Annotated in this window: 10 protein-coding genes; 4 read left to right on the forward strand and 6 right to left on the reverse strand. The window is 60.9% G+C overall.

Going from position 1 to position 11223, the window contains the following annotated elements; genetic code table 11:
• Nucleotides 1-30 precede the first annotated feature (30 nt).
• Nucleotides 31-2067, forward strand: a complete 2037-nt coding sequence (gene paaZ / locus MWU54_RS15060; protein WP_247085325.1) for a phenylacetic acid degradation bifunctional protein PaaZ — start codon at nt 31-33, stop codon at nt 2065-2067.
• Nucleotides 2068-2104: 37 nt separating this feature from the next.
• Nucleotides 2105-2905, forward strand: a complete 801-nt coding sequence (locus tag MWU54_RS15065) for a PaaX family transcriptional regulator C-terminal domain-containing protein (RefSeq protein WP_247085327.1) — start codon at nt 2105-2107, stop codon at nt 2903-2905.
• 47 nt (nt 2906-2952) lie between these two features.
• On the opposite strand, the gene arfB is transcribed toward MWU54_RS15065, so the two are convergent.
• From arfB to MWU54_RS15095, 6 genes are all read right to left on the reverse strand, one after another.
• On the reverse strand, nt 2953-3375 hold the full coding sequence (arfB, locus tag MWU54_RS15070) for an alternative ribosome rescue aminoacyl-tRNA hydrolase ArfB (protein WP_247085329.1): 423 nt from the start codon (nt 3373-3375) through the stop codon (nt 2953-2955).
• A gap of 264 nt (nt 3376-3639) precedes the next feature.
• A complete protein-coding gene (locus tag MWU54_RS15075) occupies nt 3640-4269 on the reverse strand; it encodes a queuosine precursor transporter (RefSeq protein ID WP_247085331.1) in 630 nt (209 codons plus the stop codon).
• Nucleotides 4270-4360: 91 nt separating this feature from the next.
• Nucleotides 4361-5188, reverse strand: a complete 828-nt coding sequence (locus tag MWU54_RS15080; protein WP_247085332.1) for an esterase-like activity of phytase family protein — start codon at nt 5186-5188, stop codon at nt 4361-4363.
• Nucleotides 5189-5211: 23 nt separating this feature from the next.
• The gene (mepA, locus tag MWU54_RS15085; protein WP_247085335.1) at nt 5212-6135 is read right to left on the reverse strand and encodes a penicillin-insensitive murein endopeptidase; all 924 of its coding nucleotides are present in this window, start codon (nt 6133-6135) and stop codon (nt 5212-5214) included.
• Nucleotides 6132-7472, reverse strand: a complete 1341-nt coding sequence (locus tag MWU54_RS15090; RefSeq protein WP_247085337.1) for an MFS transporter — start codon at nt 7470-7472, stop codon at nt 6132-6134. Before MWU54_RS15090 ends, mepA begins: the two co-directional genes overlap by 4 nt.
• Before the next feature lie 60 nt (nt 7473-7532).
• On the reverse strand, nt 7533-8078 hold the full coding sequence (locus MWU54_RS15095; protein ID WP_247085339.1) for an acyl-CoA thioesterase: 546 nt from the start codon (nt 8076-8078) through the stop codon (nt 7533-7535).
• A gap of 139 nt (nt 8079-8217) precedes the next feature.
• Between MWU54_RS15095 and MWU54_RS15100 the strand changes: the two genes are divergently transcribed.
• Both MWU54_RS15100 and recQ read left to right on the forward strand, forming a co-directional pair.
• Nucleotides 8218-8511: a YggT family protein gene (locus MWU54_RS15100; RefSeq protein WP_247085341.1), complete on the forward strand. Its 294-nt coding sequence runs from the start codon at nt 8218-8220 to the stop codon at nt 8509-8511.
• A gap of 639 nt (nt 8512-9150) precedes the next feature.
• On the forward strand, nt 9151-11193 hold the full coding sequence (recQ, locus tag MWU54_RS15105) for a DNA helicase RecQ (RefSeq protein WP_247085343.1): 2043 nt from the start codon (nt 9151-9153) through the stop codon (nt 11191-11193).
• The last annotated feature ends 30 nt before the right edge of the window (nt 11194-11223 follow it).

Below are 11223 nucleotides of genomic sequence, written 5' to 3' on the forward strand. Positions count from 1 at the left end.
CTGTCCGCGCCGCGCACGAAAGGAAATGTCATGAGCCTTCTGGAAGTGAAAAGCTTTGCCGCCGGTCAATGGGTCTCTCCGGATGCCAATGCCCGGATGATTGAAAACGCCGTCACCGGCGCGCCTTTGGGGCGTGCGGGCAATGATGCGCTGGATGTGCAGGCGATGCTTGATTACGCGCGCAACACTGGGGGTCCGGCCCTGCGCGCGCTGACGTTCCATGACCGCGCGCGCATGCTCAAGGCGCTGGCGTCCCATCTGGGCAAGCACAAACAGGCGCTCTACGATCTTTCTTTTGCCACCGGCGCCACGCAATCCGATCACATGATCGACATTGACGGGGGCATCGGCACGATGTTTGTCTTTGCCTCCAAGGGCCGCCGCGAAATGCCCGACGCGCATGTCTATCTGGACGGTGACGTCGAACACCTGTCCCGCAATGGCACCTTCCTTGGCCAGCACATCGCCACCTCATTGCAAGGCGTCGCGGTCCATATCAACGCCTTCAACTTCCCCGTCTGGGGGATGCTGGAAAAGCTCGCGCCAACCCTGCTGGCCGGTGTGCCTGCCATCGTTAAACCGGCCACGGCGACCTGTTACGTCACCGAACTGGCGGTCAAGATCATGCTCGACAGCGGCATCCTGCCTGCAGGTGCCCTGCAGCTCGTCTCGGGTGGCTTGGGCGACATGCTCGACCGGCTGACCTGTCAGGACGTGGTGAGCTTCACGGGCTCGGCTCAAACCGCGTTCAAACTGCGCTCGGCCCCGCATATCCTGCGCAACTCGATCCGCTTTGTTGCCGAACAAGACAGCCTGAACGCCTCCATCCTTGGCCCCGATGCGGTGCCCGGCACGCCGGAATTCGACCTGTTTGTCAAAGAAGCCCACCGAGAGATGACCACCAAGGCCGGTCAGAAATGCACCGCCATCCGCCGCATCATCGCGCCGCAAGCGCAGGTTGACGCGGTGATCGAAGCGCTAAGTGCGCGTCTGGCCAAGACCGTGATCGGTGACCCGCAAGCGGAAGGCACCCGCATGGGCGCGCTGGTGTCGAACAGCCAAAAACGTGACGTGCTGGAAAAGGCCGGGATCATCGGCACCGAGGCCGAACGCGTGTTCGGCGATGCCGACAAATTCGACGTGCAGGGCGCGGACGCCGACAAAGGCGCGTTCCTGCCGCCGATGCTGTTTCATTGTGCCAACCCGGATGCCGCAGAGCGCATCCACGACACCGAAGCCTTCGGCCCGGTGTCCACCATCATGGGCTACCGCGATCTGGATCACGCCATTGCCTTGGTCAACCGGGGCGAGGGGTCGCTTGTGGCCTCTGTCATCACCCATGACCCAGAGGTCGCGCGTGACGTGGCGCTTGGGGCCGGGGCGTTCCACGGACGGCTTTACTTCAACAACCGCGACAGCATGAAAGAATCCACCGGGCACGGCTCACCTTTGCCCCACATGGTCCATGGCGGACCGGGCCGCGCAGGCGGCGGTGAAGAAATGGGCGGTGTGCGCGGTGTCATGCACTACATGCAGCGCACCGCCATTCAGGGCAGCCCCGATATCCTGACCGCCATCGGTCAGAAATGGGTGCCCGGTGCCACCGAAACACTCGCCCCGGCGCATCCGTTCACCCGCACCTTCCACGAGCTCCAGATCGGCGAAACCATCCACACCGATCCGCGCACGATCACCCTGGACGACATCGAACATTTCGCCAATTTCACCGGTGACACGTTTTATGCCCACATGGATGACGCCGCAGCCAAACGGAACCCGTTCTTCCCCGGACGTGTCGCCCATGGCTATCTGCTGCTCAGCTTTGCGGCAGGCCTGTTTGTCGAACCGAACGAAGGTCCGGTTCTGGCCAACACGGGTCTGGACTCCCTGCGTTTCATGAAACCGGTCGAGGCCGGTGACAGCCTCAAGGTGCGCCTGACGGTCAAGCACAAGACACCCCGCAATGACGAATATGGCGAGGTGCGCTGGCACGCGACGCTGACCAATCAGGAGGATGAGCTGGTCGCAGAGTACGAACTCCTGACGATGAACGCCTACGCACGTTAAGCTTGGAAACCAGCGATTTGCGGATTACCAACCGCATATGAACCGTGCGTCTTTCGACACCATCGTCACCACGTTGACCCAAGATCAGACCCCCCGGGTCTGGTCTTTTCTTGTTTCCGTGTTCGGTGATCTGGCCCAGCAAGAGGACGCACAGATCAGCGGTGCGTTGCTGCGCCAGTTGACAGAGCGTATCGGCATCAAACCCGAAGCGGTGCGCGTGGCGATCCACCGTCTGCGCAAGGAAGGCTGGATCGACAGCCGTCGCAGCGGACGCACAAGTGTCTACTTCCTCACGCCCTGGGGCCGCACCCAAAGCGCGCAGGCCTCGCCGCGCATCTACAGCGCCGATGAGGGGGCAGAGCGCGCCTGGCTGGTCCTGTTCAACCCGGCAAAGCCTGCGCCCGGCACCGATGACTCCGGGGCGTGGATTTCGTCGAACATGTTGATCACCTCGGTCAAACCCAAGGACGGGGCGGCCTTCGCAAGCGCGCTGACGGCCGATACCCCTGTGCCCGGCTGGATGACCAGCAAGGTCTGCGAAACGCCGACCGTTCTCATGTCGCAAGACTTCGCAACCGCACTGGACGGTGTTGCGCGCCAACTCGACCCGATGCCGATGCTGCAACCAGTGGACATTGCCGCGCTTCGGGTGCTGCTTGTGCACAGCTGGCGGCGTATCCTTCTCAGAACACCCATCCTTCCGGACCACGTGTTCCCCGACGGGTGGTGCGGCGCGGACTGCCGCGCCAAAGTGGCCGAATTGCTTGCCCGCTATCCGAACCCGGGCTTGCAAGCGCTTGAGGCAGATGTGGATGCACCAACCCGGGACACGCCGTAACACCCGGTCACACAGCGTTAAGCGATCCAGAGTGACGGATCTCTGCCTTAACTGTCTGGTTCGATCTTGCCGCGCAGTGCCTTGACCTCGCCGCGCACCTTCTTGGCCTTCAGGCGGCGCTTTTTTGATCCAAGTGTTGGTTTGGTCGGCACCCGCCGCTTGGGCGGTTTCAGGGCCGCCACGATCATCTGCTTCAGTCGATCCCGCGCGATATCCCGGTTGCGCGCCTGCGACCGTGTCTCGTCAACCTGAAGCACCAACGCGCCGTCCTTGGTCCATTTCCGCCCGGCAATTCGCCGCAATCGCGCTTTCACGGGGCCAGGCAGGTTCGGAGACCGCTCGGCCTCGAACCGCAATTCGACGGCCGTGGACACCTTGTTGACGTTTTGCCCACCCGGCCCGGAGGCCCGGATAAACTGCTCCGTCAGCTCCCAGTCTTCGATGGTGATGGTGTCCGAGACAATGATCATCCCAAGGGACATAGCGCCAAACGCGACACACAAAAAGGGCCACCGCGATGCGATGGCCCTTCGAGAACAAACGGAGGTGGGGTCTGGTTAGGTTCCTCACCAATTCGTGGGGTTCATCACCCAGGGGCTGCCCTAGATGTGTGCCTCCCGAACTGTTCCGACACCTCTCTCCAATACCTCTCTCGACACTGGATCACCTCCTTTCAGCTGTTACAAAACGCCCCCTCAGCGTGGCACGGTTTTTCATAACTGCAAGCGATTTTTTCAGGTGCGGACCGAGTTTCCGCGAAATCGCAGAACAATGAGTCGAAATGGTACCAGTGCGATCAGGGCCAAAGCCAGCTTGACCATCCAATCGGCAACCGCCAGCGACACCCATAGCGGCGCAACCGGCCCCGCACCCAGCATCGGCAGCATGTCCCCTGCCCAGGACACATCGTTTTCGGGTTCAAGGAACACCAGCGTTCCGGAAAACGCGATGGTAAAGAACAGCGCGGTATCCACCGTCGCACCCACCAGCGACGACGCAAGCGGCGCGCGCCACCACGCGCCTTCGCGCATGCGGTTAAAGATCGCCACATCCAGAAGCTGCGCTGTCAGAAACGCCACACCCGACGCCAAGGCAATGCGGAAGGTCACCAGAGGCCCGAATTCTCCTTGGATCTGCGTGCCGACAAGCGAACAGAACACACCGACGATAAAGCCGATAAACACCACCTGACGGGCCGGGCCGGCACCATACAGACGGTTCATCAGATCGGTCACCAGAAAGGCAAGCGGATAGGTGAACGCCCCCCAGGTCAGCCAATTGCCAAACAGGAACTGGACTAGGATATTTGAGGCCAACACGATGAGGGCCATGGCAAGAATGCCAGGAATATGAGCGCGGGTCATTTTGGCTCCCGTTTTTGCAAGGTTGCGGGGACTTGATTCCCGTCATTCGGGAATGGCGCGACCCATAGCGCGACATTTTGGCAGGCACAAGTTAGTTACCGACCGCGTATTCCACGATTTCTGTCCTCTGGAACCGCTGAAAGTTGTCGTCCGACACCATGGTCAGCCGCACTTGCTTGTCCGGTGTCATCCAGACCGACAGCCCTTCCAGATTGTCGTGCACCCGCGCGCGGGTGGTCAAAAGAACCTCGCCGCTGATCTCTCCGGCGTCCCGCATATCGAACCTGCGCACCTGGCTGAAAAACCCAAACCCGGCGAATCCACGTTCCAGCACATACAACCGGCCATAGATATCGAAATCCGACCCAACCGGAAGGAACCCCGGATGGCGCGAAATGCGCAACTCCGTGTCCCAGCCCGCACCTTCGCGAAACCGGTAGACGGTGAACGGCGTCAACAGCCCGTCCGACACTTCGGGAATGGCCAGCACCGCGCCATCCGGCCCAATGGCCAGCGCTTCCAGCCCCTTGTTCTTGGGCAGGGCCGTGATTTCCGGATGGGTCGGCAGCAAGGACCACGTTCCGTCATGCTCCTGCCGCGCGATCCTGTTCTCATGTTCGAACGACACGTAAAGCCGCCCGGACGCATCGCGCGCGATCCCTTCGGTGTCGGTTTTCGGTCGCTTGCCGAACAGCTCTTTCGGAAAGGCGAATTTCGTAATTTCCTTGCTCCGCACCCCGATGATCGTGTCGTTGTGCCGAAAAATGCTCCCTTCGATCAGATGCCCCCTGTCGCTCATCACGACAAAGCTACTGCCATCGTCAGACAGCTTGATCGCCGAATACCCGCCGAAATGCTCGCGGTCCTTGGTCCATTCAAACGACGAAAGGAACCGCGCGGCTTGGGGCGTGCGTGTCATGGTGTATCCAGCGGTCACGGAGGTCAGTTGGACGACAGCACAGCAGAGCACTGCGCAGGCAGATCACCCAATGTCAGTTCCCGGCGCGGCTTTGGTTTCGGCGCGTTCGGGTCCGGGGGCGGCGGGTTGAGGATATTGTTCACCCATTGCTGCGCATCGGCACACCCGTCCCCCCGTGGCGGCGGGGACTGGTCCACACATCCGCGCATCCCGCGCGGGCAGGACAGACGGACATGGAAATGATAGTGATGCCCCCACCAGGGCCGGATCTTGCGCAGATAGCTGCGGTCCCCTTTTTCGGCGTTGCACATCGCGACCTTGGCCCCGGGAAACACGAAAATCCGCGACACACGCGGGTCTTTTGCCGCCGCTTTCAGGATATTGTGATGCGACTTCGTCCACTTGTCGTTGGTGAACGCCCCATTGGCCCGGCGCATAGAAATCGACGAGATGTTTTCGCGTTCACTGCGTGTCAGGTTGAGCCGGTCCGGAGGCAGCATCCAGATATCCGCATCCAGCCCGATCTGATGACTGCGATGCCCGGTCAGCATCGGCCCGCCGCGCGGCTGGCTCATGTCGCCCACATAAAGCCCCTTCCAGCCCGGTTCGCGCGCCGCGATGCGGGACAGGTCCTGCACAAAATCCACGGTGACCGGCAGCGCCCAGTTGCGGTTCCGCGACAGGCGCATGGCCTGCCATGTAGGCCCGGTTTCGGCCAATTGCACACCACCGGCCATGCAGCCTTTGGCATAGCCCCCGTAGGCGGCGGCCGATTGCGCCGATCCGTTGCTCATGCCGCCGAACAGTTGCTTGGCCTGCCGCGTGCTCAACACACCCGCGCTGCGATTGGCCGATACCCCGGCAGAGCTGTTCGAGGACGGAGCCTCGGCCCCGCCACATGCCGTCAAAAGAAATGCCAGTCCGAATAAGAGAGAAAACCGTGTCATGCTGCCGCCCGCTGCCCGTTTGGTTTCACCCAGACTAGCAAGACTAACCCGATCAGGAAAAGCCCTATCACCGGGCTGACCCCCAATTGCTGTGATCCGGTGGCATAGGTGGTGATCCCGATCAGCAACGGAGCCAGAAAACTGGTCGCCTTGCCCGACAGCGCATAAAGCCCAAATGCTTCGGTCATGCGGTCAGGGTTGGCCTGTCGCACCATCATGGTGCGGCTGGCCGATTGTATCACACCCCCGGCCGCGCCAATCACCGCGCCGATGATCATGAAGGCAATGTCAGGCACCACAGACCCTTCGGCCAGCGGAATGCCGAAAAACGCGTCGCGCGAAATCATCACGATGGTAATCCCAACCGCGGTGAGGATCAGGATGCACAGCACGATCACCGGCTTTGGCCCAAACCGCACATCGGCCTTTCCCCCCAGCCACGCCGCAATCGCACCGGCAATGATCGCCACGATCCCGAAAGTCCCGGTTTGCTGCACCCCCCACCCCAGAACACCTGCCGCATAAATGCCGCCAAACGCATACATGCCGTTCAGCGCATCGCGGTAAAACATGGCAGAGGCCAGATAGGCGAACAGCGATCTCTGCCGGGGCAACCGCACAAGCGTTGCGCGCAGATCCCGCAGCGCTTGCCTGATCGCGCCGTCAGGCGCCTTGCGGGTTTTCGGATCGCGGACAAACAGGAAAAACGGAACCATGAAGACCGCGAACCAGATCGCGGTCAGCGGTCCAACCGCTCGCGTGCCTTCGCGCAGGTCCGGGTCAAGGCCAAATGCCGGGTCCCGCCCGATCAGTGTTCTCCCGGTCTCTGCGCTTTCGGCGAAAAACAGCAACATGATCGCCAGCGCAATCAATCCGCCCACATATCCAAACGCCCAGCCGTTGCCGGAAATGCGCCCGATCTCTTCGGGTGTTCCAAGGTCGGGCAACATCGAATTGGTGAAAGTGGTCGCAAACTCCATGCCGATCAGGCCAATGGCAAAGAACACCAACACGACAAAAAGGTTGAATTCACCGGGCACGGCAAGCCACAGCCCACCAGCCCCCAAGATATACATCAGCGAAAACAGCCAGATCCAACGCTGGCGATTGCCACCGGTATCCGCCAGCGCCCCCAGCACCGGGGCCGCCAGTGCGATCACGATACCTGCCGCACCCACGCCAAACCCCCACGCAGACTGCGCAGTGGTTCCATCGCCGATCAGCTCTTTGATGTAGGGGCCAAAGATAAACGTCAGTAGAAGCGTGTTATACGGCTGACTGGCCCAATCAAAAAAGAACCAGCCCCAAATCCGTTTGCGTAGACCACGTTGCACCATCCTGCGTCCCCCTGACCGGGTTATGGGCAGGAAACCAGGGTCCGGCAAGTCAACAAGCGCTCAGGTAGCATCCTGCATCGGGGGCCACGGACGCGCCTCTTCGGCCTCAAGCCAACGCGCCACCCAAACGGGCATCTCGGGTGACGTGACACCGGCAAACCCCATCGCATCCGCCACCCGGTCCGCCGCGACGATCCCGTTCCGGTCAGTGACCGCAGACCGGTACACCGCATGGTTCGCGCATTCGCCATCGGCTTTCCACATCGACTGTTCGATATAAAAGAACCGCGCATCCCAGCAGATCAGCCGACTGCGCATTTCGATCTTCTCAAAAGTCCGGATCCGGCGTCTGTACCGCACGACAACGCCCGCCATGGTCAATCCCCAGCGCTCTTTGCGGATCACGTCCAGCAAGCCGTTCTTTTGCGCCAGAGGGATGCGGCCAAGGTCATACAGCGTCAGCGTGCGCCCGTTGTTCAGCTCCATCCACATGTCGATATCCCACGGCCAGCAGCGATGGTGCGACACATAGGTGTCCAGCAACCCCATGTCCGGGGCTTTTCGGGCGGTCCACATGCTGTGGGCCATACGGATCAGCGGGTACATACGTTTACTCCTGTTGCGCCTTCAGTTGACCTCACCGCCGATCACGTCAACCGCGACCTCGCGGCAACTGCTCTCTCTCTTGTTCTTCGGCCCGGATGCCCCTACCTCTTGGCCTGCGACAGACAAAGGAACACCCACGATGCAATCGCTGTTTCAGATCCTCATGCTGCTTCTCGACATCGTGTGGTTCTTCATCATTGCCCATGTCATCATGAGCTGGCTGATCAACTTTCAGGTGCTCAACCTGCGGCAACCCATCGTTGCCCAGATCTGGGATGCGCTGAACCGCATTCTCGAACCGCTGTATTCGCGCCTGCGCCGGATCATCCCGCCCATGTCGGGGATCGACCTTGCCCCGCTTGTTGCGCTGATCGGCGTCTATATCCTGCGCATCGTCCTGGCGAATAATGCGGGCTGGTTCTACAGTTTCTAATGCCGCTTACGTTTCACCCGCATCCGGGTCATGTTTTGGTTTGCGACTTCCGTGGCTTTATCGCCCCGGAGATTGTTAAGAAACGACCGGTCATTGTTGTGTCTTCCAAGCTTCCTTACCGATCCGGTTGGCAACCGTCGTTCCAATCAGTCTGACTGAGCCTCGGTTTGAGGTGGCTTATGCCGTAAAGCTGACCAAGAACTACCATCCAACTGAAGACGATGCTGTGGCGTGTTGGGCGAAGTGTGATCTCCTCGCAAATGTGTCGCTTGAGCGATTAGACCGATTTAAAGTTGGTCGACGGCAGTATTTTGCGCCAAAAGTGAGTGAAGAGGACTTGGCAGCTGTGAGGGAGGGTGTGCGGGCGGCGCTAGGCTTATATTCTTGAAAAATTAATGGTTCAGACATATATCACGACTTGTAACCCGGTATCGGGCTTGAAGACCTAGATCACTAGGCAGGCTGGCCGCTGAGCGATGACAAGCTCTGGTCAGTCTAGATTGTGTCACTGTCCTGAGGCCTCGTCTATGCGAGGCCTCAGTCATTTCAAAATGCCTTGTTCACCTATCCTTAGTATGAGACTGTCAGGCTCAGAGCAGATTTAGTTAAGAACCTGACAGGTCACCCATGCCCCGCGATATGTCCGACGCAGACAGCATTCTGCGCGACGTCTTTGGATTCGACAGCTTCCGTCCCGGCCAGTCCGAGATTGTAGAGGCTGTGACGCAGGGTGAAAACGTGCTTGCCATCATGCCCACGGGGGGTGGCAAATCGCTGTGCTTCCAATTGCCCGCGCTGGTGCGGTCCGGTGTGACCGTGGTGATTTCCCCCTTGATCGCCCTGATGCGCGATCAGGTGCGCGGATTGCGTGAAGCGGGTGTTGCGGCGGGTGCTTTGACCTCGGCCAACACGGACGAAGAAAATGACGCCGTCTGGGACATGCTGCATTCGGGTGCGTTAAAACTGCTGTACCTTGCGCCCGAACGGCTTGCCTCGGGCGGAACCCAGCGGATGTTGGCCCAGGCAGGCGTGTCCCTGATCGCCGTAGACGAGGCCCACTGCGTCAGCCAATGGGGCCACGATTTCCGCCCCGATTACCTGCGCATCGGCGAACTGCGCCGCGCGCTGGATGTGCCCTTGGCGGCCTTCACCGCGACGGCAGATGCAGAAACCCAGGAAGAAATCGTAAATCGCCTGTTCGATGGTCAATCCCCCCGCACCTTCCTGCGCGGGTTTGACCGGCCCAACATTCACCTGATGTTTGCGCCCAAGAACAAACCGCGACAGCAAATCCTTGAATTTGCCGCCGCTCGCAAGGACCAGTCCGGCATCGTCTATTGCGGCACCCGCGCCAAGACCGAAACGCTGTCTCAGGCGCTCAACGCCGAAGGCCACACCGCCTGTTTCTATCACGGCGGCATGGAAGCCGATCAGCGCCGTCACGTGGAAGCGCGGTTTGCCACCGAAGACGGGTTGATCGTGGTCGCCACCGTGGCCTTTGGCATGGGTGTCGACAAACCCGATATCCGCTGGGTCGCGCATGCCGACCTGCCCAAATCCATCGAGGCGTATTACCAGGAAATCGGCCGCGCCGGGCGCGATGGCGCACCTGCCGAAACGCTGACACTCTATGGGGCCGACGACATCCGCCTGCGCCGGTCCCAGATTGACGAAGGGCTGGCCCCGCCCGAACGCCGCCATGCGGATCACGGACGCCTGAACGCGTTGCTGGGTCTGGCCGAAGCGCTCGAATGCCGCCGCAAGACCTTGCTTGGGTATTTCGGCGAACATGACATCACCTGCGGCACCTGCGATCTGTGTGACAAACCGGCCGAGGTGTTCGACGGCACCGAAGCGGTGCGTAAAGCGCTGTCTGCCGCGTTGCGCACGGGCGAAAGCTTTGGTGCCGGCCACCTGATCGACATCCTGCTGGGCACCAAGACCGAAAAGGTGCTTGCCCGCAGTCATGACCAGTTGCCCACATTCGGCGTCGGTAAAGACCTCAAACGCGGGGAATGGCAGGCGGTGTTCCGCCAGATGATGGGGCACGACCTCATGCGCCCCGACGCCGAACGGCACGGCGCGTTGGTGATGACGGAAAGCGCCCGTCCGATCCTGCGCGGTGAGGCGTCGATCACCCTGCGCCGCGACAGCATAGACGCCGCCAGCGAACGCCGCCCCAAGGTGCGCACGTTGGTCAGCGACGAAGACGCGCCGCTGATGTCGGCGCTCAAGGCCAAACGCCGCCACCTGGCCGAGGAACAATCAGTTCCCGCCTATGTCATCTTCCCGGACCGCACGCTGATCGAAATGGCTGAAACACGCCCGCAAACGCTGGATGATATGGCGCGCATCAACGGGGTTGGTGCCAAGAAACTTGAACGCTACGGCCGCGCGTTTCTCGAAGTGATCGCCGGAGAGGTGCAGGACACCCATCCCGCCCGCCGCAAACTGGCCAGCAAGGGCGCGGGTGGTCTCTATGATGCGCTGCTCGACAGTCAGGCGGCGCTTTTGCGGGGGGAATGCGGCACGCTGAAGCCGATGTCTTGCGAAGCAGGCCAACTCGCAAAGCTGGCGCAGAACAAACCCCGTGACGAAGACGGCATCGCCCGCATCATCGGCGACCGCCGGGCCGAGCGATTTGCCCAGACGTTTCTGGACGTCCTGCGCGCGGCGGACTAGATCCTGATCGAACTGCGTTAACCAAAGGTG

Origin of the sequence: Marivita sp. S6314 (genome assembly GCF_023015985.1) — a bacterium.
GTDB lineage: Bacteria > Pseudomonadota > Alphaproteobacteria > Rhodobacterales > Rhodobacteraceae > Marivita.

Excerpts from the sequence above, each read along its gene's own strand:
- paaZ (WP_247085325.1), top strand. The coding sequence starts at position 31 with ATGAGCCTTCTGGAAGTGAAAAGCTTTGCCGCCGGTCAATGGGTCTCT.
- MWU54_RS15075 (WP_247085331.1), bottom strand. The coding sequence starts at position 4,269 with ATGACCCGCGCTCATATTCCTGGCATTCTTGCCATGGCCCTCATCGTG.
- recQ (WP_247085343.1), top strand. The coding sequence starts at position 9,151 with ATGTCCGACGCAGACAGCATTCTGCGCGACGTCTTTGGATTCGACAGC.
- mepA (WP_247085335.1), bottom strand. The coding sequence starts at position 6,135 with ATGACACGGTTTTCTCTCTTATTCGGACTGGCATTTCTTTTGACGGCA.
- MWU54_RS15090 (WP_247085337.1), bottom strand. The coding sequence starts at position 7,472 with ATGGTGCAACGTGGTCTACGCAAACGGATTTGGGGCTGGTTCTTTTTT.
- MWU54_RS15080 (WP_247085332.1), bottom strand. The coding sequence starts at position 5,188 with ATGACACGCACGCCCCAAGCCGCGCGGTTCCTTTCGTCGTTTGAATGG.
- MWU54_RS15065 (WP_247085327.1), top strand. The coding sequence starts at position 2,105 with ATGAACCGTGCGTCTTTCGACACCATCGTCACCACGTTGACCCAAGAT.
- MWU54_RS15100 (WP_247085341.1), top strand. The coding sequence starts at position 8,218 with ATGCAATCGCTGTTTCAGATCCTCATGCTGCTTCTCGACATCGTGTGG.
- MWU54_RS15095 (WP_247085339.1), bottom strand. The coding sequence starts at position 8,078 with ATGTACCCGCTGATCCGTATGGCCCACAGCATGTGGACCGCCCGAAAA.
- arfB (WP_247085329.1), bottom strand. The coding sequence starts at position 3,375 with ATGATCATTGTCTCGGACACCATCACCATCGAAGACTGGGAGCTGACG.